The following is a 24,008-nucleotide window of genomic DNA, read 5'->3' as shown; positions in this document are numbered from 1 at the left end:
AGGTGGCCGACGCGCTTGCGGAGCCGGACGGGGTCGCCGAGCCCGACGGGCTTGCCGAGGCGGAACCCGAGGCCGAGCCGGACGGCGATGCGGAGGCCGAGCCCGAGGGGGTCGGGATGAGCGTGCGGTACTCCGGCAGGGTGCCGTCGAGGACGGGAACGCTCACGTCCTTGCTCGCGCTGTCCGCGGAGAACGTGATTTTGGCGAGCGCTCCGGGGACGGCGCCGGTCTTGGCGAGGTTGACCTGGTGGGCCTCGTCGCCGAGGTTGATCTCGCCCTTGGCAGGCACGTCGAGGCGGATGGTCGAGGACGCATCGCGGAACGTGAGCGGGACCGACTTGTCCGAGGTGTTGAAGATCGTGCCGGTGAGGCGGCCAGGCGCGTCGGCGCTGAGCGTGCTGCTGGAGCCTGTGGTTCCCGAGGAGACGATGATCATGTTGCGCAGCTGCAGCGGGCCGACGTCCTCGCGTACGCCGTCCGAGGCGGAGTACTGGTGGGTGGTCTGCTGGGCGTTGATGTACCCGCAGCCCGTGGCCGACAGCAGACCGGCGCCCAGCGCGGCGATAAGGGCGACGCGCTTGGCCGGCTTCGATGCAGTGAGACGCACAGCTGGCTCCTGATGAGGAAAGGAAGTCTGGTCGCCCCTAGCGTATCGCCAACTTCGACGTTGTGTAGATTCGGCGCACGCCGCGCGCGACACAGGGCGCGCGCAGACCCGTCCCCGCGGCGGACGTGAAGCATCTTTTTCGCTCCGGGTCAACCCCTCCAGACGCCCGACGTGGCCCCACTTCCGCGTGATTCCGGGCTTCATCCGGGGTCGCGCCGCCAGCCGGGAGGGCCGGACGTGGTAGACTAGCTGGCGGGAAAGGGGAATGTCCACATGGTTTTTGAGGTTGGCGAGACGGTTGTTTACCCCCACCACGGTGCAGCCAAGATTGAAGAGATCAAAATGCGCACCATCAAGGGCGAAGAGAAGATGTATCTCAAGCTCAAAGTGGCCCAGGGTGACCTGACGATTGAAGTACCGGCCGAGAATGTGGACCTTGTCGGGGTCCGCGATGTCGTGGGCAAGGAAGGCCTCGAGCATGTGTTCGACGTCCTCCGCGCCGAGTTCACCGAGGAGCCGACCAACTGGTCCCGCCGCTACAAGGCGAACCTCGAGAAGCTTGCCTCCGGCGACGTGATCAAGGTCGCGGAGGTCGTCCGCGACCTGTGGCGTCGCGACCAGGACCGCGGCCTCTCGGCGGGTGAGAAGCGCATGCTCGCGAAGGCGCGCCAGATCCTCATCTCGGAGCTGGCCCTGGCCGAGAAGACGGACGAGGAGAAGGCGGCGAGCGTCCTCGACGAGGTGCTCGCTTCCTAGAGCGACAAGAACGTCCAGCAGGACCCCGGCAGCACAGCGCTGCCGGGGTCCTGTGCTGTCCGGGCTACGCTGGATCCCATGACTGATCCCTCGCGCCCGGGCGCGCCCACCGCCGTCGTCATCGTCGCTGCGGGATCGGGGACCAGACTGGGCTACGGGATGCCGAAGGCCCTCGTGCCCCTCGCCGGGGCGCCCCTCCTCCTGCACGCGCTCCGCGGCGTGGTCGGGGCCGGTGTCGCCCGGCAGATCTGCGTCGCGGTGCCCCCCGGGGACAGCGATCTCGGCGGGCTCTGCCGCTCGTTCGCCGAGGAGTTCGGGGTCGACGCGCCGGTCATCACCGTCGTCGAGGGCGGTGCGACGCGCGCTGACTCGGTCCGCTCCGCACTGGCGGCGCTCGCACCCGGCACCGGGCACGTGCTCGTGCACGACGCCGCGCGGCCGCTCACGCCCGCGGACGTGTTCGCCCGCGTCGCCGAGGCGCTCGATAGGGGCGCGCGCGCAGTCATCCCCGCGGTTCCCGTGGTGGACACCATCAAGTCCACCGCGCCGACCGAGGGCGAAGCCTCGGCCATCGCCGGGGAGATCGTCACTGGCACCGCGGTCCGGGAGCAGCTCCGCGCAGTCCAGACGCCCCAGGGGTTCGACGCCGCGACGCTCCTGGGCGCCCACGAGCAGGCCGCGCGGTGGCCCGCCGAGCAGGCGGCCGGAATCACCGACGATGCGATGCTCGTCGAGTCCCTCGGAACGCCCGTCTACGTGGTCCCGGGCGACCTGCGTTCGCTCAAGATCACCACGCCCATGGACCTGCACCTCGCCGAGACGCTCCTCGCCACGGCCGGCGCATGAGCGTTCCGGCGTGGGCCAGGCACAGCGCAGACCAGGAGGAAGCCGTGATCATCCCACGCACCGGGATCGGCGTCGACGTCCACGCGTTCTCGCCCGCAGCCGCGCCGCGGCCGCTGTGGCTCGGTGGACTGCTGTGGGAGGGCGAGCGGGGCCTCGCCGGCCACTCGGACGCTGACGCCGTCGCGCACGCTGCGGCGAACGCCCTCTTCTCGGCAGCCGGGCTCGGGGATCTCGGCACCCACTTCGGGACGGATCGGCCCGAGTACGCAGGAGCCTCCGGAACGACGCTCCTCGCCGAGGCGGCGCGGATAGTGCGCGAGGCGGGGTTCGAGATCGGCAACGTCGCGGTCCAGCTCGTGTGCCAGCGGCCAAAGTTCGGGCCGCGACGTGCCGAGGCCGAACGGGTGCTGTCCGAGGCTGTAGGGGCGCCTGTCGGCGTGACCGCCGCGACAACGGACCACCTCGGTTTCACGGGGCGCGCGGAGGGCATCGCAGCGATCGCGACGGCACTCGTGGTGCCGCACGCGCAGCGCCAGGCGTAGCTGGTCGGCGGCCGCGGCCCCGCGCGCAGTCGTGCGCCGGCTCAGCCCCGTCCGCCCGGCTGGATCAGGCCCGTCTCGTAGGCAGCCACAACGGCCTGGACCCGGTCGCGCAGGCCGAGCTTGGCGAGGATCCTGCCGAGGTGCGTCTTGACGGTCGTCTCGGACAGGTACAGCCGGGCCGCGACCTCAGCGTTGGACAGGCCGTGGCCCACCGCGGCCAGCACGTCGCGTTCGCGCGGCGTCAGGGCTGCGAGCCGCTCCGCGGGACGGCCCGGGGCGGGGCGCTGGACAAACTGCTCGACGAGCCGGCGGGTGATGACCGGCGCGAGCAGCGTCTCGCCCGCGGCGACTGCGCGCACGCCGTGGCTCAGCTCCGCGGCCGGGACATCCTTGAGCAGGAATCCGCTCGCGCCGGCGCGGATCGCGTCGTACACGTACTCGTCGAGGTCGAAGGTCGTGAGCATGAGGACCTTGGCTGCGCCCGCGGCGCAGATCCGACGAGTCGCCTCGATTCCGTCCATGACGGGCATGCGGACGTCCATCAGTACGACGGCGGGCCCGAGCCGCGCGCACTCGCGCACGGCCTCGGCGCCGTCCGCCGCGGTGCCCACGACCTCGAGGTCCGGCTGCGCGTCCAGGATCATCGCGAAGCCTTCGCGCACGAGCTGCTGGTCGTCGACGACCAGAACGGTCGTCTGCCCGACGCTCACGGCAAGCCCAGCGGCAGTGTCGCCCGCACGCGGAAGCCGCGCGGCGCCGTCGGGGCCGCCTCAAGGCTCCCGCCGCAGAGCTCGACGCGCTCCCGCATGCCGCGCAGGCCGAGCCCGGTGCCGCGGGCAGCCTCGGTTGCACCGGTGGAAGCGTAACCCGGAGCCATGTCGAGGTCAGGGCCGGGAGCGGCAGCGCCCTCGTCCTCGACGTCGATCCGCAGGGAAGCGGGGCCGTATCGATATGTGACGTGCGCGGGCGCCGCCCCGGCGTGCTTGACCACGTTTGTGAGCGACTCCTGCACCACCCGGTAGGCGGCCAGATCCGCTGCGGGCGGGAGCGAGCGCGGCTCGCCAGAGGTCGCGATGTCCACGGCGAGGCCCCCTGCGCGGAGCCGGTCGATGAGCTCGGGGACGTCCGCCAGGCCTGGCTGGGGGGCGAGTTCCGCCGATTCTGTCCCGGAACGGAGGCCAGCGAGCATGGCACGCAGCTCGTTGAGAGCCTCGCGGCCTGCGGTCTGGACCGCGACGAGAGCTCGTCGAGCCCGCGCAGGATCGGTGTCCAAGACGCTCTCCGCGGCACCCGACTGGACCACCATGACGCTCACGGCGTGCGCGACGATATCGTGCAGCTCGCGCGAGATCCGCGTCCGCTCGAGCTCCACCTGTGCCCGGGCCTCGGCGTCGCGCGAGGCCTCGAGCTCGCGGGCAGTCGCCTCGAGCGCCGCGAGGGCGCGCGCCCGGGAGGCGAGTAGCCGCGAAATGCCGAAGACCGCGAGCATGACCGCCGCGTTCCACGTCAGGGAGCCGATCGGGTCCGCGAAGCCCACGGACACCGTCAGCAGCAGGATCACCGTGCCCCACAGTCCCGCCGCGAGTGGGAGGCGCGCGCCGAGCGCCCAGATGACGGACATGCCGCCCACGAGGGTGGCCGTCGAGTTGTCAAGGTGGTATCCGAGGGCCGGGCCGGCCGCGAAGACGCCGCCGATGAGCGCGGTGGCGGCGTAGGGGTGCCTGCCGCGGATCAGGACGGCCACAGCGATGAGGCCGACGACGATGATGCGCTGGGCGGGTGTCCACGCCGTGACGTCGGCGAGCCACTCGATCACTGCAAAGGCGACGGCGAGGGCGGCCATCGAGACGTCGCCCGACCATGACGGGAGGGGGCGCCCGAACGGCGACCGGATCCACCGGGCCGGAACCATGGCTCGAACGATACGTCAGCCGCCTGCGATGCCGCCACGGATCGTGGGATGACCCTGGTCCTCCCCGGGGAGGACATCGCGCGGGAATGAATCCTCCCCCCGGCCCCTGGTGCCGCCCCGGCGCACGATCCGGCCGGGGCCAGCGGATCCGTACGGTGCAGGGGTCAGTTCACCATCGTCTCCAGGAGCCACCATGACCACCATCCTCCGGCTGCCCACCGCCTCGGGAACGCGCGCACCCCAGCTGCGCACGTATGCCGGGGCTGCGTGCTTGGGCCTCTTCTTCCTCGGCTCCGCTGTCGCCGCGTTCGCCTTCGCCGACGGCGACCAGGATCCCGCCACGACACTGCGCGCCGTGGCGTCGAGCCCGGGCACGCCGCTCGCGATGGGCTGGATCCTGTTGGCACTCGCCGCGCTGTGGCTGGGCGGGGTGCTGTTCCTCGCTGGCGCGACCCGGGGCCGCGGCTCCGGATGGGGCGCGGCCGGGGCGGTCGCGGGAATCCTCGGAGCCGTCGGCGCAGCACTGATCGGGATGCACGCGCTGACCACGGTGGCCCTCGCCCAGACACCCCTGGAGGGCGCGGTGGCGACCTCGCAGGCGCTCGACGGGCTCGCGGGCTGGCTCGTCTTCCCGCTCATGATGTGCCAACCTCTCGCTGTCGCGCTGTTCGCAGTCTCGCTGTGGCGGCAGGGAACCGTGCACTGGTGGGTCGCCCCGGTGGGCTGTGCCGCCGTGGCCGCCTCGATCCTCCCAGGGGCCTTCTCGTCAGTCGCGTCCCTCGTGCTGGGACTCGCATCGCTGGGTCCCGCCGCCGCCGCCGTCATCCGGCGCCGCCGTGCCGCGGGCTGGGTCGAGGAGGCCGCCCCTGCCTACCGGGTCTGGGGAGGGGCCGCATGCGCTGTCGCACTGCTGCTGCTCAGCGTCGCCAAGGACGTGCTCTTCGCGGGTGCCGACGATCCCGACGCGGCACTCGCGGCCGTGGGCTCGCATCCGGAGTCCCTGGTCAGCGAGGGGCTCATGGCTCTCGGCGTCGCGGCGCTCTTCGCGGGGACCACGGCGTTCTTCGCAGGGTCAGTGCGCGAGCGGGGGAGCGGGCTCGCGGCTGCGGGCACCGTGTTCGGAGTCGTGGGCTCGCTGTCCATCGCCTCGATGGGGTTGCTCGACTTCCTCACCGCTGCCCTCGGCATGAGCGGCGCCGGGTCCGGCGTCTTCGTTCCGCTCGGCGGCATCCTGTTCCCGGCCTTCATGCCCCTGTTCCTTGCGGAGAACCTCATGCTTGTCGCGTTCGCGGCGGCCCTGTGGCGGGCCCGCATGACCACATGGGTGCCGTTCGCGCTCTCGCTCGTCTTCGGTGCGGTGGCCCAAGTGCACCCGGTGGGGCCGGTCGCTGTGGCGCAGATGGTGCTCGGCTTGGTGGTCGCCGCGTGGCTCGCCTCTGCGGTCCTGCGCTCACCCGGCCAGCGCCGCAGCCTCATCGTCTAGAATGGATGGCTGGCCCCGTACCGAGGCCAGCCACCTGTACCCAACCCCCGGGAGTCCCGCATGAAGAGAGGCCTGCTCGCCACCGCCCTCGCGGCCACGATGCTGCTCACCGCATGCGGCGGCGACAGCCGTCTGAGCGTCCAGGACAGCTGCAAGCTTCTGAACGACGACCAGTTCAAGCCGACGGGCAACCAGATCCAGCAGGCCAAGCAGGTCGCCGACCACTATGCCGACATGGCCAAGAAGGTGGATCCCTCGATCGGGACGCTCATCCAGGGCATGGCGGACCTGCAGAAGAAGGTCGCCGGCTCGAGCACCGGAGTCGCGACCCCGGACCAGCAGAAGCAGTTCAGCGACGCCCTCAACAGCATCGGCAAGGTCTGCGGCAGCTAGCCGGCCGCGCGCCGTCGTGCGCGGCCGCTCCCCGTGCCGCCCGGCCCGACAGATACCCTTATCCAGTGACCCTGCGCTTCTACGATTCCGCCACCGCCGAAGTCCGTGACTTCGTCCCACTCGAGCCCGGCAAGGCCTCGGTGTACTACTGCGGCGCCACGGTGCAGGGGTCGCCGCATGTGGGGCACGTGCGTTCGGCGATCGTGTTCGACCAGCTCACGCGCTGGCTCCAGTACCGCGGGTTCGAGACGCGGGTGGTCCGGAACGTCACAGACATCGACGACAAGATCCTTGCCAAGAGCGAGGCGAGCTTCGCACCCGACTTCGTTCCCGAGGGCACCTACATTCCCCGCGAGGAGTGGTTCGCGCTCGCCTACCGCTATGAGCAGGAGTTCGAGACCGCGTACGAGGTCCTGGGCGTCCAGCGGCCTACGTACGAGCCCCGCGCCACCGGCCACATCACGGAGATGCACGAGCTGATCGCCCGCCTGGTCGACCGCGGCCACGCCTACCCGGCCGAGGACGGCTCGGGGGACGTCTACTTCGACGTCCGCTCCTGGCCCGAGTACGGCTCGCTGACCCATCAGAGCATCGACGACATGCAGGCGGCGACGGACGCTGATCCCCGGGGCAAGCGGGACCCGCGCGACTTCGCCCTCTGGAAGGGCCACAAGGCCGGCGAGCCGGAGACGGCGTCGTGGCCGTCCCCGTGGGGCCGCGGCCGCCCCGGGTGGCACCTTGAGTGCTCGGCCATGGCCACCAAGTACCTCGGCGCGCGCTTCGACATCCACGGCGGCGGCCTCGACCTGCGCTTCCCGCACCACGAGAACGAGCTCGCCCAGTCCACCGCTGCGGGGGACGGCTTCGCGAACTTCTGGATGCACAACGGCATGGTCACGTACGAGGGCGAGAAGATGTCGAAGTCGATCGGCAACGTCATCTCGCCCGCGGAGATGCTCGAGCTCGCCTCACCCCGCGTCGTGCGCTACTACCTCGGGCAGGCGCACTACCGCTCGGTGCTCGACTACCGGCCCACATCGCTGCAGGAAGCCGCAGCCGCCGTGGAGCGCATCGACGGGTTCATCGCCAAGGCGCGGGCCCTCACCGAGAAGTCGGCGCACGACGGCGCCGGCTCGCCCTCCGCCGCCACCGTTCCTTCCGCCTTCGCGGACGCGATGGACGATGACCTCAACATCCCCCAGGCCCTCGCCGCCCTTCATGACGCGGTGCGCCGCGGCAACACGGCGCTGGCCGCAGGAGGCGGAGCGGGGGACGCCCGTGCCGTCGCCGACGCCCTGTCCGAGGTCCTGGCGATGACCGCCGTCCTCGGCCTCGACGCCGCCGGGGGGCACACGCCGTCGTCCGACGACGGCGCCCACCGCGCCCTGTCCGTCCTCGTGGACGCCCAGCTCGCAGCCCGCGCGCACGCCCGCGCCGCCAAGGACTGGGCCACGGCGGACGCGATCCGGGAGACGCTCTCGGCGGCGGGCATCGCCGTCGAGGATTCCGCCGACGGCGCCTCGTGGAGCCTCGCCGCCCCAGAACCAGCACAGACCAACCGAACGGGAGCATAGATGGCCGCCAAGGGACGCCCGGGAGCCGCGAAGAATAAGAAGGGCCCGTCCGTCGGGACCGGCGGCCACGGCCGCAAGGCGCTCGAAGGCAAGGGCCCCACGCCCAAGGCCGAGGAGCGCGTGTACCACAAGGCCTACCGCGCGAAGCAGCTGGCCGAGCGCTCCGCCGCCAAGCGCACCGGCCAGCCCGGCCGCCTGGCCGCGGGCCGCGGTGCGACGGGCCGCTCGAAGCACGCCGAGGAGATGGTCACGGGCCGCAACTCGGTCGTCGAGGCGCTCCGCGCCGGGGTGCCCGCCAAGGTGCTCTACGTCGCGGTCCGGATCGAGATGGACGACCGCGTGCGGGAGGCCATGAAGCTCGCGGCCGAGGCGGGGATCCCGCTCATGGAGTCCCAGAAGCCTGAGCTCGACCGCATGACGGACGACGCGATCCACCAGGGCCTCGTCCTGCAGGTGCCTCCGTATGAGTACCCGGACGCGTTCGAGCTCGCCGAGCAGACCTACGAGAAGTGGCGTCGCGGGCACGTCGCGAACGCGCCGCTGTTCGTCGCGCTCGACGGCATCACCGACCCCCGCAACCTCGGCGCGATCATCCGCTCCGTCTCGGCGTTCTCCGGCCACGGCGTGATCGTCCCGGAGCGCCGCTCCGTGGGGGTCACGGCGGCCGCTTGGAAGACGTCCGCGGGTGCCGCGGTGCGCGTGCCCGTGGCCAAGGCTCCCAACCTCAACACCGTGCTGCGCCAGATGAAGGAGATGGGGATCTTCGTCCTCGGGCTGGACGGCGGCGGCGACGTGGCACTGCCCGGGCTCGCGCTGGCCACGGATCCGGTGTGCCTCGTGGTCGGTTCGGAGGGCAAGGGCCTGTCCCGTCTGACCCGCGAGCTGTGCGACCAGATCGTCTCGATCCCGATCGACTCCGACATGGAGTCCCTCAACGCGGGCATGGCCGTGGCGATCTCCCTCTACGAGGTCTCGACGCGGCGCGCCGCCGCCGAGGGCTAGAGGCGCACCCGGTTCGCCAGGACGGGCAGCGCCTCGCGCGCCTTGGCCACCTCGGCCACGTCGAGGTCCACATACAGGGTCTCGGGCCCGGATCCGGCGCGCTCGATGAGGTGGCCGTACGGGCTCACGACCGCGGAGCGGCCGATCCCGGTGGGCGCTCCGTAGCGGGCCTCGACGCCCGCCGCCGAGGGGTCGGACTGCCCGACGGCGACAACGAAGCTCGTCGAGTCCACGGCGCGGGCGCGCACGAGCAGGTCCCACTGTTCTGCCTTGCCCGGCCCCGCACCCCAGGAGGCGCACACGATCTGGATCTGCGCGCCGTCGTCCGCGTTCGCGGTGAAGAGGTCGGGGAAGCGCACGTCGTAGCAGGTGGCGAGGCCGAACGTGACGCCGTCGAGCGTGAACGTGACGGGCTCCTTGCCCGCGGTGACGGTGTCCGACTCCGCAAAGCCGAACGCGTCGTAGAGGTGGATCTTGTCGTAGTGGGTGTCCACCCCGCGCCCGTGGACGAGCAGCGTGTTGCGCACCTTGCCGTCCTCGCCGGGAGTGAACATGCCGAGCACGACGGCGACACCCGCCTCGTCCGCGGCGGCGCGGACGGCGTGGGCGAAGGGGCCGTCGAGAGGCTCGGCGACGTCCACGAGCGAGTTCCCGAACGCGCGCATGGTCGCCTCGGGGAACACGACGAGGTCGGCGTGCCGGCGCTTGGCGTCCGCGAGCGTGGAGCGCACGAGGGAGAGGTTGTCGTCGATGGAGCGGGACGTGGTCAGCTGGGCGAGGGCGATCCGCATGGCACCAGTATGGCCCGCAACACTCCGTCATGGGCCGAATCGGACGACTTGTCGCGGGTCGAATCGAGCGCGTGCCCGATACTAGGATGGGCGTGCCGCGGGCAACCGCTTCACGACCCGGCTGGATGAGCAGGGCCCGACAGCCTGCGCGCAGGGGACGAGGGTGCAATGAGCATGAGCAACATGACGATGCCGCTGGCGTTCGTGGTGACGCCGTCGCAGCCGTTTCCGCTCGGGCTCACGCCCGCGCGCGCCGCCGAGCAGATGGCGAGCCACACCGTCAACCTGGCGGTCTACGCCCCGGGCCTGGCAGCCGTGGACGTCCACTTCATCGACGCCACGGGCGAGTGGCACAAGGAGCCGCTCCCGGAGTTCACGGACGGCGTGCACCACGGGCTGGTCGCGGGGATCCCGGAGGGGACCAGGTACGCGTTCGCCTCGAGGACGGACGACGGCGGCGACGCACCCGAGCCGGGCGACGCGGCCCTCCTCCTCGATCCCTACGGGCGCGCGGTGGAGCAGGTCAAGGGCCAGTGGCTGAACGTCCACGTCCACCAGCATTTCGACTGGGAGGACGTCCCCAAGCCCGGCGTGCCGCTGCGCGACACCATCGTCTACGAGGCCCACGTCAAGGGCCAGACCATGCTCCACCCGGACATCCCCGAGGAGCTGCGCGGCACGTACGCCGGCCTCGCGCACCCCGTGATGATCGAGCACTTCCAGCGGCTGGGAGTGACGAGCATCGAGCTCCTGCCCGTGCATTTCCACGTCGACGAGATGCACCTGCAGGACCTCGGCCTGACCAACTACTGGGGGTACAACACCGCTGCCTTCTTCGCCCCCCACCCCGCCTATGCGACCGCCGCCGCCCGCAAAGCCGGGCCGCAGGCCGTGCAGGACGAGTTCAAGGGCATGGTCAAGCTCCTGCACGTCGCGGGGATCGAGGTGATCCTCGACGTCGTCTACAACCACACGGCGGAGGAGGGCCCGGACGGCCCGGTCATCGCCTTCCGGGGGCTGGGGGACCGGCAGTACTACCGCACAGACGCCGAGGGCCGGTACATCGACACGACAGGGTGCGGGAACACGCTCGACTTCGCCAACCCGCGCGTGGTGCAGCTCGCCCTGGACTCCCTGCGGATGTGGGCGGAGGAGTACCAGGTGGACGGCTTCCGGTTCGACCTGGCGGTCTCGCTGTGCCGGGACGGCCAGCACGAGTTCACGCCCGCGCACCCGTTCCTCGTCGCGGCGGCCGCGGACCCTGTCGTGTCCCGCACCAAGCTCATCGCGGAGCCCTGGGACGTGGGGTTCGGCGGCTGGCAGACCGGCGCGTTCCCGCAGGGGTGGTCGGACTGGAACGACCACTACCGGGACACCGTCCGGGACTTCTGGCTCGCGGACCGAGGCACGATCGACGCCGGCGGGCTGGGCGGGCCGATGGCGCGCCTCGCGGACGCAGTCTCCGGGTCGCACGGCCTGTTCGCAGCCTCCGGCAGGACAGCCCTCGCGTCGGTCAACTTCGTGGCCGCCCATGACGGCTTCACCCTCGCCGACCTCACGGCCTACCACCGCAAGCACAATGAGGCCAACGGCGAGCAGAACCGGGACGGGCACAGCCACAACCGCTCGTACAACCACGGCTTCGAGGGGCCCACGGAGGTCGAGTCGATCATCGCCGCGCGGACGCAGACCGCGAAGAACCTCATGGCCACGCTCATGGTGTCCCTCGGCATCCCGATGATCACGGCCGGCGACGAGTTCGGCCGCACCCAGCAGGGCAACAACAACGCCTACTGCCAGGACAACGAGCTCACGTGGCTCAACTGGAACCTCGACACCGCGGGCCGCGAGATGCTCGACCACACGAAGTGGCTCATCCGCATCCGCCGGGACTTCCTGCACCGCCAGCCCGCAAGCTACCCGACCCGAGAGGAGAGCAACTACTTCCATTGGTTCGGAGCCAATGGGCTCCCGATGGACCCTGCCCGCTGGCAGGACCCCCGGGAACGCCTCCTGCAGTTCCTCCTCGGCTCGAAGGACGGGTACCTGGACGGGCTCGTGGTGGTCAACGGCGGCCCCAGCAAGGTCGATGTCCTGTTCCCCTCCCTGTACCGTGACGGGGCCGTCGTCCGCGAGATGGCGTACGAGCTGCGCTACTCGACAGCCCACCTCATGGAGCAGCGGATCGGCACGGTCTTCGCGAGCGGCCAGGACGACATCTCCGAGCCCTACTCCGTCACGATCTACCGGGCCCGCGAGGCGTCGTGAGCCCTGCCCTCCGTCGGCTCCTCGTGGCGGCCGCGGTCCTCGCGGTCGCGGTGGCCGCCTCGTTCCTGCTCCGCGCCGCCGGTGACACGACGGCCGGGGCCGGCGCCGCGCCGTCGTCCGTCGCCTCGCCCTCCGGGAGCGCGAGCCCCGCGGTGCGCCCCTCGTCCCCGGCGCCGCAGCGTACGACGCCGCCCGCCGCCGCGCGCTCGGCCGTCGCCAACCCGAGCGGGCTGGCCGAGGTCCGGGCGTCCCAGCTGCCGCGCGAGGCGCGCGAGACCCTCGCCCTCATCGCCAAGGGCGGCCCGTACCCGTACGAGCGCGACGGGGTGGTGTTCGGCAACTTCGAGGGCATCCTGCCCTCGCGCCAGCGGGGCTACTACCACGAGTACACCGTCCCGACACCGGGGGAGGCGGACCGCGGGGCCCGGCGGATCGTGGCCGGGGACGGCGGCGACACGTACTACACCGACGACCACTATGAGTCGTTCCGGTTCATCCTGGAGGACCGGTGACCGCGCGCCGGACTGTGGTCGTGCGGGCTGCGGCGTCGAAGCGGGACGTGCTCGTCGCGTTCGGCGAGGCGCTGGGCTTCCCGGCGTACTACCGGCCCAACCTCGATGCCTTCAACGACTGCCTCCAGGACCTGGCATCCGAGCTGGCCAACGAGGAGGGCCAGCCGGTCGCGCTCGAGTGGCACGTGCACCCCGCGTTCCGGGAGCTCCCCGCGTTCGTGGCCATGCGCGAGATCCTCGCCGACGCGGTCGAGGCCAGCTGCGGCACCCTCACTCTGGAGGTCACCTCCTGAAGGTCACCTCCTGAAGGTCACCTCCTGAAGGTCACCTCCTGAAGGTCACCTCCTGAAGGTCACCTCCTGCGGGTCACCTCACGTGACCCTCAGGAGGTGAGCCCCAGACGCCGGACGGGTCAGGCGTTGACGATGAGCCCGAGCTCGGCCTTCGACGCGAGTCCGTCGTGCCGGGGGATCACCCGGACCGTATAGCCGAACGCGCCCGAATGCTCGACCATGACGGCGCCGTTGAAGAGGTACCGGCCGTTGCCGAGGTTCTCGTTCGGCTCGAGCTCGGCCAGGCTCACGTCGGTGAGCTGGTCGGAATCGTCGACGCGCCCGTACGCGAGCTCCACAAGGACGTCGGCCGGGTTGAGCACCCCGAGGTTGAGGTACGCGCTCACGTGCAGCTTGTCGCCGATCTGGGGGACCTCCGAGAGGCCGCCGGAGTCGATGTGCTCGACATGGACCTGCGACCAGTTGCTGCGCACATGCTTCGTCCAGGCCGCGAGCTCGCGGGCGTGGCGGAAGTCCTCGGCGACAGCCCGCCGGCCCGCGACGGCAGCCGGCGTGTAGAGCTCGGACACGTAGTCGCCGAGCATCCGGTCCGCGGAGACCTGAGGGCCGAGGTGCGACAGGGTGTGCTTGATCATCGAGATCCAGTGGGTCGGCACCCGGGACGGCGGCTCGGTGGAGGGCCCGGCTGCCCCGGCGGACTCGGCCCCGGCGCCCGAGCCGGAGGCTCCGTAGAAGCGCGGCGCCACCTGGGTCTCGAGCAGCTCGTACAGCGCCGCAGCCTCGATGTCGTCTCGCTCCTGGGGGCTCGCCTTGCCGCTCGCCGTCGGGATCGCCCAGCCGTTCGAGCCGTCGTACATCTCGTCCCACCACCCGTCGAGGACGGAGAGGTTGAGGGAACCGTTGAGCGCGGCCTTCATGCCGGACGTGCCGCACGCCTCGAGCGGGCGGAGCGGGTTGTTGAGCCAGACGTCGCAGCCCGGGAAGAGCGTGCGGGCCATGGCGATGTCGTAGTTGGGCAGGAACGCGATGCGGTGGCGCACTTCGGGATCGTCGGTGAAGCGGACGAGGTCCTGGATCATCTTCTTCCCAGCGTCGTCCGCGGGATGCGACTTGCCCGCGATGACGATCTGGATCGGGTGCTCCGGGTCGAGCAGGAGCCGCTTGAGCCGCGCCGGGTCGCGGAGCATAAGGGTGAGCCGCTTGTATGTCGGGACGCGTCGCGCGAAGCCGATCGTGAGCACATCAGGGTCGAGGACGGAATCGATCCACGTCAGCTCCGCGGCACCCGCGCCGCGCTTGGTCCACGCGGCGCGCAGCCGGCGTCGGACGTCGTCGATCAGGCGGGCGCGGAGCTCGCGGCGCGTCTCCCACAGCTGCTCGTCGGTGACGTTGAAGACGAGGTCCCAGCGGCCTCCCACAGCGGAGCCGGGCTCGAAGGTCTCCGCCACGGAGCTGATCTTCGGATCCACCCACGTGGGGACGTGGACGCCGTTCGTCACCGAGGTGATGGGCACCTCGGAGTGGTCGAACCCCGGCCACAGGCCGGAGAACATGGCGCGGGAGACGGTGCCGTGCAGCTTCGCGACGCCGTTCGCCCGCTGGGCGAGCCGCAGGCCCATGACGGCCATGTTGAACACTGCAGGGTCGCCGCCGTCGTAGCTCTCCCGGCCCAGCTCGAGGATGCGCGTGGTCGGGACGTCCGGGGCGAGGCCGGCGTCGAAGAAGTACTTGATCTGCGCTGCGTCGAAGCGGTCGATGCCAGCGGCCACGGGGGTGTGCGTCGTGAATACGGTCGAGGCGCGGCCCGCGACGAGGGCCTCATCCCACGTGAGGGCCTCGGAGGCGGACATGAGCTCCTGGATGCGCTCGATCCCGAGGAATCCCGCGTGCCCCTCGTTGGTGTGGAAGACCTCGGGCGCGAGTCCGTCGGTGAGGCGCTGGTAGATGCGCAGTGCCTTGACGCCTCCCATGCCGAGGAGGAGCTCCTGCTGGAGGCGGTGGTCACCGCCGCCGCCGTAGAGGCGGTCGGTGATCGACCGGGCGCCGTCGTCGTTCGCGGGGACGTTGGAGTCGAGGAGCAGCAGCGGCACGCGGCCCACGTCGGCGCGCCAGATGTAGGCGTGCAGCTTGCGTCCGTTGGGCAGGGGAAGCGTGACGACGCACGGAGTTCCGTCGCTCTCCTTCAGGAGCGTCAGCGGGAGGGCATCCGGGTCGATGACCGGGTAAGTCTCCTGCTGCCAGGCGTCGCGGGACAGCGACTGCTTGAAGTAGCCGGCCTGGTACAGGAGGCCGACGCCGATGAGCGGCACCCCGAGGTCGGAGGCGCTCTTGAGATGGTCCCCGGCGAGGATGCCGAGTCCGCCCGAGTACTGGGGCAGGACCTCGGTGATGCCGAACTCGGGGGAGAAGTAGGCGATGCACTGCGGCGCGTCCTCGCCGAGGCCCTGGTACCAGCGCGGCTCCTCGAGGTAGCGGCGCAGGTCCTCCTCCGCGGCGCGGACGCGGGCGACCACGGCGGTGTCCAGCGCGAGCTCCTGCATCTTCTCGCGCGTGATGAGGCCCAGGAAGCCGGCCGGATCGTGGCGGCTCTCCTCCCACAGCGCGGGATCGAGGCTCGCGAAGAGGTCCCGCGTGGGCTGGTGCCAAGACCAGCGCAGGTTCGTGGCGAGAGTGTCGAGAGCCGCGATCGGCTCAGGAAGCACAGTGCGGACGGTGAATCTACGGATGGCCTTCACGAGCGCCACCCTAGTCCAGCCGTGTGCGCGGATGAAGAGCGCCGCGTTACGGGACGGTGAATGACGTGCAACGCACCGGCGGCAGCCCCGCCGGGCCGTGTCACGTCCTTCGCTTTCGTCTCTGCGCGCGACTATCGTGGCGCATGGACGGGCCCTGACGGGCTACCCCCACGCGAAAGGACGCCTCGTGCCTTCACTCGAGCCCACCCTGCCGAGCAAGCTTCGATTCGGTCGTTTCCCCATCACGGATGTGCTTCCCGTGGTCGAGGGAGGGGCCTTTCCGGCGAAGGCGGTGGCAGGGGAGGGCATCGCGGTGAGCGCGACAGCCTTCCGCGAGGGCCATGACGCGCTCGGCGTGAGCGCCGTCCTGTACTCGCCGCGCGGCAAGGAGAAGCAGCGCGTCCGGCTCCAGGAGCTGGGCAAGGGCCTGGACCGCTGGCACGGGGTCCTGACCCCGCCCAAGACCGGCGAGTGGACCTTCACCATCGAGGCGTGGCACGACCGCTACGGCACGTGGCACCACAACGCGGACGTGAAGATCCGGGCAGGCGTGGACGTCGAGCTCATGCTCGCCGAGGGCGCCGCGCTGCTGGGCGAGGCGGCCGACGACGACGCGCGCGACGAGGAGGGGCGCCTCGCCTTCCGTCGGGCTGCCAGCGTGCTGTCGGACGCGTCCCGCTCGGTGGAGGAGCGCCTCGCGGCCGGAGAGAGCCCAGAGGTGCTCGCCGCCGTCGAGCGTCTCCCGATTGCAGAGCTCGTCACCGAGACCGAGCACTTCCCGCTCCTGGTGGAGCGCGAGCGCGCCGGCCGTGGCGCCTGGTACGAGTTCTTCCCCCGCTCCGAGGGCGCCGAACGGGACCTGCAGACGGGCGAGTGGAGGTCCGGCACCTTCCGCACGGCCGCCGAGCGCCTTCCCGGGGTCACCGCCATGGGATTCGATGTCGTCTACCTCCCGCCGATCCATCCGATCGGCCGGGCGTTCCGCAAGGGCCCCAACAACACCCTCACGGCCGGCCCGAATGACCCCGGCTCGCCGTGGGCGATCGGTGGGCCGGAAGGCGGGCACGACGCAATCCACCCTGACCTCGGCACCTTCGAGGACTTCGACGCCTTCGTCGCCCGCGCCACCGAGCTCGGCCTCGAGGTGGCCATCGACCTGGCCCTCCAGGCCTCGCCGGACCACCCGTGGGTCACTGAGCACCCCGAGTGGTTCACCACCCGGGTGGACGGGTCCATCGCCTACGCCGAGAACCCGCCGAAGAAGTACCAGGACATCTACCCGCTCAACTTCGACAATGACCCGGAGGGCCTGTCGAAGGAGATCCTGCGGATCGTGAACCTGTGGATCGACCACGGGGTGAAGATCTTCCGCGTGGACAACCCGCACACCAAACCCGTGTGGTTCTGGGAGTGGCTCATCGGCAAGGTCAACAAGAAGAACCCCGAGGTGGTCTTCCTCGCCGAGGCGTTCACGCGCCCGGCCATGATGAAGGCGCTGGGCCGAGCTGGGTTCCAGCAGTCCTACACCTACTTCACCTGGCGGAACACGCGTGAGGAGCTCGAGGAGTTCTTCACGATGATCTCCAAGGACTGGGCCGCGTTCTACCGCCCCAACCTGTTCGTGAACACCCCGGACATCCTCACGGAGTACCTCCAATTCGGCGGGCGGCCCGCCTTCAAGATCCGCGCCGTCCTGGCCTCCATGGCCAGCCCGACCTGGGGCGTCTACGCCGGCTACGAGCTGTACGAGCACGTGGCCCGCCCGGGCGCCGAGGAGTACATCGACAACGAGAAGTACGAGTACAAGCAGCGCGACTGGGCGGGGGAGGAGGCTGCGGGCCGCTCGCTCGCGCCCTACCTCGCGCGTCTGAACGAGATCCGCCGCGCCCACCCGGCCCTCATGGACCTGCAGAACCTGACGCTGCACACGAGCACCGACGATGCCACCGTCGTGTTCTCGAAGCACAAGGAACTGCCCGACGGCGGCAAGGACACCATCATCGTCGTCGTGAACGTGGACCCGCACTCGACCCGCGAGTCGACCGTGACGCTCGACCTCGAGTCGCTGAGCCTCGACCCCGGCCTGTTCGACCACGAGGGGCGATTCCGTGTAGACGACCTCCTCTCTGGGCAGTCGTGGCAGTGGGGAGAGCACAACTACGTGCGCCTGGACGCCCACGCGGAGCCTGCACACGTTCTCCACGTGCGGCGCTAGCACCCTTCAGACGTGCAGCGCTAACGTTGCACAGACCTGATTCCGCGCCACCTCGCCGCGAAGGAGTACCACCAGACCATGAACATCGGCCAGCAGGCAAAGCCGAACTTCAACGTCAATGCCCCCGGTCTTCAGCATGATCCGCACTGGTACCGCAAGGCGGTGTTCTACGAGGTCCTCGTGAGGGCCTTTGCCGACGCCAACGGGGACGGGTCCGGAGACATCCAGGGGCTCATCGACAAGCTGGACTACCTCCAGTGGCTCGGCATCGACTGCCTCTGGCTCCCGCCCTTCTTCGAGTCGCCCCTGCGCGACGGCGGCTACGACGTCGCGGACTACGAGTCGGTCCTGCCGGAGTTCGGGTCGATCAACGACTTCCAGCGGCTCGTGGCGGAGGCGCACGCGCGCGGCGTGCGGATCATCATCGACCTGCCGCTGAACCACACGTCGGACCAGCACCGCTGGTTCCAGGAGTCGCGGCGCAACCCGGACGGCCCCTACGGCGACTTCTACGTGTGGAGCGACACGGACGAGAAGTACCAGGACGCCCGCATCATCTTCATCGACACCGAGGAGTCCAACTGGACCTTCGACCCGATCCGGCGCCAGTTCTTCTGGCACCGCTTCTTCAGCCACCAGCCTGACCTGAACTTCGAGAACCCCAAGGTCGTCGAGGCGGTCTTCGACGTCGTGCGCTTCTGGCTGGACCAGGGTGTCGACGGGCTGCGGGCGGATGCCATCCCGTACCTCTTCGAGGAGGAGGGCACCAACTGCGAGAACCTCCCGGCCACCCACGAGTTCCTCCGCAAGCTGCGCGAGTTCATGGACCAGAAGTACCCCGGCCGGGTGATCATCGCGGAGGCCAACCAGCCGCCGCACGAGGTCGTCGAGTACTTCGGGAGCGAGGAGGCGCCGGAGTGCCACATGGCCTTCCACTTCCCGATCATGCCGCGCCTGTACTACGCGCTCCGCGATCAGCGGGCCCAGCCGATCATCGACACGATGGTCGACACGCCCGCCATCCCCGCGGGGGCCCAGTGGGGGACGTTCCTGCGGAACCATGACGAGCTGACGCTTGAGATGGTCACCGTCGAGGAGCGCGAGGCCATGCTCGGCTGGTACGCCTCCGACCCGCGCATGCGGGCCAACGTCGGCATCCGTCGCAGGCTGGCGCCGCTGCTGGACAACTCGCGCGCCGAGATCGAGCTCATCAACGCCCTCCTCCTGTCCCTGCCGGGCAGCCCGTTCCTGTACTACGGGGACGAGATCGGGATGGGTGACAACATCTGGCTCGAGGACCGCGACGCCGTCCGCACGCCCATGCAGTGGAACCCTGACCGCAACGCCGGTTTCTCTATCGCTGATCCGGGAAAGCTGTATCTGCCCACCATCCAGTCCCTTGTCTACAACTACTCCATGGCCAATGTTGAAGCAGAGATGGCGCACTCCGGCTCGCTCCTGCGCTGGACGCGCAATATCCTGGGCGTGCGCCGCGCCCACCCGGTCTTCGGACTGGGCGCATACCGCAACGCGCCGGCGGACAACGAGCACGTGCTCGCCTACCTCCGCGAGCTCAGGGAGGGAGAGGCCTACGGGGAGCGCGCCGAGACCATCCTGTGCGTGTTCAACCTCGCCGGGCACCCGGTCGCGGCGGCCATCGACCTGCCGGAGTTCGCGGGCCGCGGGCTGCGGGACGTCTTCGGCGGCGAGCCGTTCTCCGAGGTGGGCCAGGACGGGCGCTTCCACGTGACGCTCGCCCCGCACGGCTACTTCTGGCTGAGGATCCGGAATGCGGCCTCGATCCCCTCGAGCCCGCAGACCACGGCTCTGCCGATCATTGTCCCCGAGCCGACCACTGGAGAGCTTGTCGAATGACTCAAGCCACCGCACACGCCCTGACACCCTCTCTGAGCGCACTCCTGGCCGAATGGCTGCCCGCGCAGCGCTGGTTCCCCGCGAAGGGACGCGGTGCGGTCGAGGCCGCTCCGGCCGGGGAAATCGTGCTGTCCGACGCCGCAGCCGGCGTGGGCCTCGAGATCCACTTCGTCCGGGTGCGGGCGGGGCGGCTGGAAACCGTCCTCAACGTACCGGTGAGCCTGCGAACCCAGGCCCTGGCTTCCGGCGCACATGCCCTCATCGGGCAGGCGCGCCATCCCTCCCTCGGCCTCGTCTGGGTCTACGACGCGGTCCACGACCCTGCCTTCGTCACCGCGCTGCTCGATGTCATGGAGCACGGGAGCCAGATCGAGGGCCCGGGCACGACGGCGACGGGGCACCTCAGCGGTGCTGGAAACCTTCCGTCGGGCGCCATCGAGGCTGCCGTCCTGCGGGGCGAGCAGTCGAACACGTCGATCATCGTGCGCTCCGAGACAGGCAACGCGATGGTCAAGGTCTTCCGCCAGCTCGCCGAGGGACTCAACCCCGAGGTCGAGCTCGGCGCCGCCCTGGCCAAGGCTGGCGCAGCCGACGTCGCGACGGCGCTCGGCTGGATCGACGCCGAGTGGAGCCTCAGGGGAGGCGAGCGCGCGAGCGGCCAGCTCGCCGTCGTCCATGAGTTCCTCGAGGGCGGGACGGACGCATGGTCCTTCGCCCTGGAGGCTGCGGTCGAGGGGCGGTCGATCGCTCAGGATGCGCGTGCGCTCGGCGCCGCCACAGCCCGTGTCCACGAGGCCCTCGCCGACACGCTCGGGATCGCCGTACTCGACGACCAGTCGGGCCCGCCGTTCGTTGACAGGCTCGCGTCCCGCCTCCGCTCCGCCTGGGACGAGGTCAGGGACAGCGTCGGGGTCGACGACGCCGCGCTCGAGAACCTGCTGGAATCCCTCGGGGGCGCCGTGGACGGTCTCCCCGTCCAGAGGATCCACGGGGACCTGCACCTCGGCCAGGTGCTGCGGTTCCCGGAGGGCGAGCGGCCGTTCGCGATCCTCGACTTCGAGGGGGAGCCGCTGCGTCCCGTCGCCGAGCGGAGCCACCCGGATGTCGTGCTGCGCGACGTCGTCGGCATGCTGCGCTCGTTCGACTACGCCGCCGGGGCGGCCACGCGCACCGATCCCGCGGCCCGCGTGTCCGAGGGCTGGGCCGACGAGGCCGGGCGCGCCTACTGGGAGGGCTACGCCTCGGTCGCGGGCGGCGAGGATCCGTTCGGGACGCCGCTCTTCGCGGCGCTGTGGCTGGACAAGGCGCTCTACGAAGTGGCCTACGAGGAACGGAACCGGCCAGCGTGGGCCGAGATCCCGATCCGTGCGGCACGGTCTGCCCTCGCTGCCTGGATGCCGGATTCGGCGGCCGGCGCGGCGGGGGAGAGCATCGCTGGGGGTGCCGCCCACGCGGGCCCCGGGACAGCACATGGGGCGGCGGTCTCGCTGCCTGGAGAGGAGACGGACGTGTCACCACACGGGGAGCACGGAACGAACGCCGCCGGCGCGGCGGAGCAGGAAGCGATCGGCCGGCGGGACGCGGCGGACGACGGCGCGGTGCGCGGAGCGGCGCTGGCCGCAGCCTCGGTGTCCGACGGCGGGGCCTCCCTCCCGTCGCACGTCGCGCCCGGTGCGGGCGAGAAGGCTGCGATACCGGTTGACGGCGATGTGATCGCGAAGCTCGCAGCCGGGGCATACCACGCCCCCCACGCCGTGCTCGGTGCTCATCTCGACGGCGACGGAACCGTCACCTTCCGGACGGTGAAGCACCTCGCCCAGGGCGTCACGGTGCTCACGCCTGCGGGCCGCGTGCCGCTGCGCCACGAGGCCCACGGCGTGTGGGTCGGCACCGTCCCAGAGTCGGACACCGGGCACGTGCCCGACTACCGCCTCGAGGTCGAGTACGGCGAGGGCCACTTCGTGACCCTCGATGACCCCTACCGCTACATGCCGAGCATCGGCGAGCTGGACCTCCACCTCATCGGCGAAGGCCGGCACGAGGAGCTGTGGAAGGCCCTCGGTGCGCGGGTCGAGCGGCATCACTCCGTGCTCGGCAACGTCGAGGGCACGGCGTTCACCGTCTGGGCGCCGAACGCCCAGGCTGTGCAGGTGAAGGGCGACTTCAACGGCTGGGACGGCCGCGAGCACAGCATGCGCAGCCTGGGCTCCTCCGGCATCTGGGAGATCTTCATCCCGGGCGTAGTAGCAGGCATGTGCTACAAGTTCGGGATCCTCACCAAGCACGGACACTGGGTCGAGCGTGCGGACCCGATGGCGTTCGGCACCGAGGTGCCGCCGCAGACGGCGTCGCGCGTCATCGAGTCCCGGTACGCCTTCAAGGACGATGCCTGGATGGCCGAGCGCGCGGCCACCGATCCCCTCGACGCCCCGATGAGCGTGTACGAGGTCCACCTCGGGTCCTGGCGCCCGGGGCTCGGGTACCGCGAGCTGGCAGAGCAGCTGGTCGAGTACGTCACCTGGATGGGCTTCACCCACGTCGAGTTCATGCCCGTGGCGGAGCACCCGTTCGGAGGCTCGTGGGGCTACCAGGTCACGTCCTACTACGCGCCCAGCTCCCGGTTCGGCCACCCGGACGACTTCCGGTACCTCGTCGACCAGCTCCATCAGGCGGGCATCGGCGTGATCGTGGACTGGGTGCCCGCGCACTTCCCGAAGGACGAGTGGGCGCTCGCGAAGTTCGACGGCGAGGCGCTGTACGAGCACGCTGACCCCATGCAGGGCGAGCACCCGGACTGGGGCACGCTCATCTTCAACTTCGGCCGCACAGAGGTGCGCAACTTCCTGGTGGCGAACGCCCTGTACTGGCTCGAGGAGTTCCACGTCGATGCGCTGCGCGTCGACGCGGTCGCGTCGATGCTGTATCTGGACTACTCCCGGGCCGAGGGACAGTGGCGGCCCAACCAGTTCGGCGGCCGCGAGAACCTCGAGGCGATCTCGTTCCTCCAGGAGGCCAACGCCACTGCGTACAAGCGCAACCCGGGGATCGCCATGATCGCTGAGGAGTCGACGGCCTTCCCGGGCGTGACCAAGCCGACGTCGGTCAACGGCCTCGGATTCGGGCTGAAGTGGAACATGGGCTGGATGCACGACTCCCTCCAGTACGTGGAGGAAGACCCGGTCAACCGGCGCTGGCACCACAACAAGATGACGTTCTCGATCGTGTACGCGTTCAGTGAGAACTTCCTCCTGCCAATCAGCCACGACGAGGTTGTGCACGGCAAGGGCTCCATGCTGCGCAAGATGCCGGGGGACCGGTGGCAGCAGTTGGCGAACCTTCGCGCGTTCTACGCCTTCCAGTGGGCGCACCCGGGCAAGCAACTGATCTTCATGGGCTGCGAGTTCGGCCAGGAGAGCGAGTGGAATCAGGAGTACGGCCTCGACTGGTGGCTCGCTGACCTCGAGCCCCACCGCGGCCTGCAGTCCCTGATCCGTGAGCTCAACACGGTCTACCGGGCCACGCCGGCGCTGTACGAGAAGGACTTCGATCCCGCGGGCTACGAGTGGATCCGCGGCGACGACGACAGCCACAACACGATCTCGTTCATCCGCTGGTCCGCCGACGGCGAGCCGCTGGTCTGCATAGCGAACTTCGCGGGCAACCCGCACATCGACTACACCGTGGGCCTGCCGCGCGCTGGCCGCTGGCGGGAACTGCTGAACACCGACGCCAAGGAGTACGGCGGCTCCGGCGTGACGAACAGCGGGTACGTCATGGCAGAGGAAGGCGAGTGGGACGGCAAGGCCGCAACGGCCGTGCTCACGCTGCCGCCGCTCGGAGTGGTCTATCTCGTTCCCGATTCGGGGGACACCCCGGACGCCTGACAGAGGTCTGAGCCGGGTCGATCCCGACAGGGAGAAGCCGACCGGGACAAACCGTGCCGCGGGCCCCTGAACCCCCAGTGGTTCCGGGGCCCGCGGGCGTCCGGGAGCCGGGGTTGGCATCCGCGCCGGAACGGTGGTACAGTTCTATCCCGCGCCGGGCACGGGGAAACACTCCGACACGGCGCGACAGTCCCGCTGATCATTCGAGCAAAAACAACCGGAAACGGTCGATTTGACTTGACGAGAAGCGGCGGGTAGGTTTGAGAAGTTGCTTCGGGACGGGGCGGCCGCCGGGTGGTGGTTGTTTCTACTGGAGGGGC

The 24,008-nt window shown here is 70.3% G+C and carries 18 protein-coding genes; 13 read left to right on the top strand and 5 right to left on the bottom strand.

Annotation, left to right across the window (positions count from 1 at the left end; translation table 11 throughout):
- On the bottom strand, positions 1-607 hold a 607-nt coding region (locus ABD298_RS16465), incomplete at its 3' end, for a hypothetical protein (RefSeq protein WP_344300878.1).
- 273 nt (positions 608-880) lie between these two features.
- On the opposite strand from ABD298_RS16465, the gene ABD298_RS16460 reads away from it, so the two are divergent.
- From ABD298_RS16460 to ispF, 3 genes are all read left to right on the top strand, one after another.
- Positions 881-1,363: a CarD family transcriptional regulator gene (locus ABD298_RS16460; RefSeq protein ID WP_208711635.1), complete on the top strand. Its 483-nt coding sequence runs from the start codon at positions 881-883 to the stop codon at positions 1,361-1,363.
- A 78-nt stretch (positions 1,364-1,441) separates the two neighbouring features.
- Positions 1,442-2,209: a 2-C-methyl-D-erythritol 4-phosphate cytidylyltransferase gene (gene ispD, locus ABD298_RS16455; RefSeq protein ID WP_344300876.1), complete on the top strand. Its 768-nt coding sequence runs from the start codon at positions 1,442-1,444 to the stop codon at positions 2,207-2,209.
- The gene (ispF, locus tag ABD298_RS16450) at positions 2,206-2,751 is read left to right on the top strand and encodes a 2-C-methyl-D-erythritol 2,4-cyclodiphosphate synthase (RefSeq protein ID WP_344300875.1); all 546 of its coding nucleotides are present in this window, start codon (positions 2,206-2,208) and stop codon (positions 2,749-2,751) included. The genes ispD and ispF overlap by 4 nt, the downstream gene beginning before the upstream one ends.
- 41 nt (positions 2,752-2,792) lie before the next feature.
- Here the strand turns inward: ispF and ABD298_RS16445 are convergent, their stop codons facing one another.
- Complete coding sequence (locus ABD298_RS16445) at positions 2,793-3,461, bottom strand: response regulator (RefSeq protein ID WP_344300874.1); 669 nt, start codon at positions 3,459-3,461, stop codon at positions 2,793-2,795.
- Positions 3,458-4,663, bottom strand: coding sequence for a sensor histidine kinase (locus tag ABD298_RS16440; protein WP_344300873.1), 1,206 nt, complete (start codon positions 4,661-4,663; stop codon positions 3,458-3,460). The genes ABD298_RS16445 and ABD298_RS16440 overlap by 4 nt, the downstream gene beginning before the upstream one ends.
- A 193-nt stretch (positions 4,664-4,856) precedes the next feature.
- On the opposite strand from ABD298_RS16440, the gene ABD298_RS16435 reads away from it, so the two are divergent.
- From ABD298_RS16435 to rlmB, 4 genes are all read left to right on the top strand, one after another.
- Positions 4,857-6,146, top strand: a complete 1,290-nt coding sequence (locus tag ABD298_RS16435; protein ID WP_344300872.1) for a hypothetical protein — start codon at positions 4,857-4,859, stop codon at positions 6,144-6,146.
- A gap of 60 nt (positions 6,147-6,206) precedes the next feature.
- Positions 6,207-6,539 carry a hypothetical protein gene (locus tag ABD298_RS16430; RefSeq protein ID WP_344300871.1) on the top strand — a complete coding sequence of 111 codons (333 nt, stop codon included), beginning with the start codon at positions 6,207-6,209 and terminating at the stop codon, positions 6,537-6,539.
- Between the two features lie 65 nt (positions 6,540-6,604).
- On the top strand, positions 6,605-8,113 hold the full coding sequence (cysS, locus tag ABD298_RS16425) for a cysteine--tRNA ligase (protein WP_344300870.1): 1,509 nt from the start codon (positions 6,605-6,607) through the stop codon (positions 8,111-8,113).
- The gene (gene rlmB, locus ABD298_RS16420; protein WP_344300869.1) at positions 8,114-9,115 is read left to right on the top strand and encodes a 23S rRNA (guanosine(2251)-2'-O)-methyltransferase RlmB; all 1,002 of its coding nucleotides are present in this window, start codon (positions 8,114-8,116) and stop codon (positions 9,113-9,115) included.
- On the opposite strand, the gene ABD298_RS16415 is transcribed toward rlmB, so the two are convergent.
- Positions 9,112-9,906, bottom strand: coding sequence for a carbon-nitrogen hydrolase family protein (locus ABD298_RS16415; protein ID WP_344300868.1), 795 nt, complete (start codon positions 9,904-9,906; stop codon positions 9,112-9,114). The two genes, rlmB and ABD298_RS16415, sit on opposite strands and share 4 nt — an antisense overlap.
- Before the next feature lie 183 nt (positions 9,907-10,089).
- Here ABD298_RS16415 and glgX point away from each other — a divergent pair, with 183 nt between their 5' ends.
- The 3 genes from glgX to ABD298_RS16400 are packed head-to-tail and all read left to right on the top strand — an operon-like array spanning position 10,090 to position 12,979.
- Entirely contained in the window at positions 10,090-12,174 is a 2,085-nt protein-coding gene (gene glgX, locus ABD298_RS16410; RefSeq protein WP_344300998.1) for a glycogen debranching protein GlgX, read from the top strand.
- Positions 12,171-12,686, top strand: a complete 516-nt coding sequence (locus ABD298_RS16405; RefSeq protein WP_344300867.1) for a guanyl-specific ribonuclease — start codon at positions 12,171-12,173, stop codon at positions 12,684-12,686. The genes glgX and ABD298_RS16405 overlap by 4 nt, the downstream gene beginning before the upstream one ends.
- Complete coding sequence (locus ABD298_RS16400) at positions 12,683-12,979, top strand: barstar family protein (protein WP_344300866.1); 297 nt, start codon at positions 12,683-12,685, stop codon at positions 12,977-12,979. Before ABD298_RS16405 ends, ABD298_RS16400 begins: the two co-directional genes overlap by 4 nt.
- A gap of 119 nt (positions 12,980-13,098) precedes the next feature.
- Here the strand turns inward: ABD298_RS16400 and glgP are convergent, their stop codons facing one another.
- The gene (gene glgP, locus ABD298_RS16395; RefSeq protein ID WP_344300864.1) at positions 13,099-15,714 is read right to left on the bottom strand and encodes an alpha-glucan family phosphorylase; all 2,616 of its coding nucleotides are present in this window, start codon (positions 15,712-15,714) and stop codon (positions 13,099-13,101) included.
- A gap of 187 nt (positions 15,715-15,901) precedes the next feature.
- Here glgP and ABD298_RS16390 point away from each other — a divergent pair, with 187 nt between their 5' ends.
- The 3 genes from ABD298_RS16390 (at position 15,902) to glgB (ending at position 23,688) form a co-directional block, all read left to right on the top strand.
- A complete protein-coding gene (locus ABD298_RS16390) occupies positions 15,902-17,929 on the top strand; it encodes an alpha-1,4-glucan--maltose-1-phosphate maltosyltransferase (RefSeq protein ID WP_344300862.1) in 2,028 nt (675 codons plus the stop codon).
- A gap of 78 nt (positions 17,930-18,007) precedes the next feature.
- Positions 18,008-19,804 carry a maltose alpha-D-glucosyltransferase gene (gene treS / locus ABD298_RS16385; protein ID WP_344300861.1) on the top strand — a complete coding sequence of 599 codons (1,797 nt, stop codon included), beginning with the start codon at positions 18,008-18,010 and terminating at the stop codon, positions 19,802-19,804.
- Positions 19,801-23,688, top strand: a complete 3,888-nt coding sequence (gene glgB / locus ABD298_RS16380) for a 1,4-alpha-glucan branching protein GlgB (protein ID WP_344300860.1) — start codon at positions 19,801-19,803, stop codon at positions 23,686-23,688. Before treS ends, glgB begins: the two co-directional genes overlap by 4 nt.
- Positions 23,689-24,008 lie beyond the last annotated feature (320 nt).

Source organism: Sinomonas flava, assembly GCF_039531875.1.
GTDB lineage: Bacteria > Actinomycetota > Actinomycetes > Actinomycetales > Micrococcaceae > Sinomonas > Sinomonas flava.
This window is presented reverse-complemented; position numbering and strand designations above follow the sequence as displayed.

Excerpts from the sequence above, each read along its gene's own strand:
- ispF (WP_344300875.1), top strand. The coding sequence starts at position 2,206 with ATGAGCGTTCCGGCGTGGGCCAGGCACAGCGCAGACCAGGAGGAAGCC.
- ABD298_RS16435 (WP_344300872.1), top strand. The coding sequence starts at position 4,857 with ATGACCACCATCCTCCGGCTGCCCACCGCCTCGGGAACGCGCGCACCC.
- ABD298_RS16440 (WP_344300873.1), bottom strand. The coding sequence starts at position 4,663 with ATGGTTCCGGCCCGGTGGATCCGGTCGCCGTTCGGGCGCCCCCTCCCG.
- ABD298_RS16415 (WP_344300868.1), bottom strand. The coding sequence starts at position 9,906 with ATGCGGATCGCCCTCGCCCAGCTGACCACGTCCCGCTCCATCGACGAC.
- rlmB (WP_344300869.1), top strand. The coding sequence starts at position 8,114 with ATGGCCGCCAAGGGACGCCCGGGAGCCGCGAAGAATAAGAAGGGCCCG.
- glgX (WP_344300998.1), top strand. The coding sequence starts at position 10,090 with ATGACGATGCCGCTGGCGTTCGTGGTGACGCCGTCGCAGCCGTTTCCG.
- glgB (WP_344300860.1), top strand. The coding sequence starts at position 19,801 with ATGACTCAAGCCACCGCACACGCCCTGACACCCTCTCTGAGCGCACTC.
- ABD298_RS16430 (WP_344300871.1), top strand. The coding sequence starts at position 6,207 with ATGAAGAGAGGCCTGCTCGCCACCGCCCTCGCGGCCACGATGCTGCTC.
- treS (WP_344300861.1), top strand. The coding sequence starts at position 18,008 with ATGAACATCGGCCAGCAGGCAAAGCCGAACTTCAACGTCAATGCCCCC.
- ispD (WP_344300876.1), top strand. The coding sequence starts at position 1,442 with ATGACTGATCCCTCGCGCCCGGGCGCGCCCACCGCCGTCGTCATCGTC.
- ABD298_RS16460 (WP_208711635.1), top strand. The coding sequence starts at position 881 with ATGGTTTTTGAGGTTGGCGAGACGGTTGTTTACCCCCACCACGGTGCA.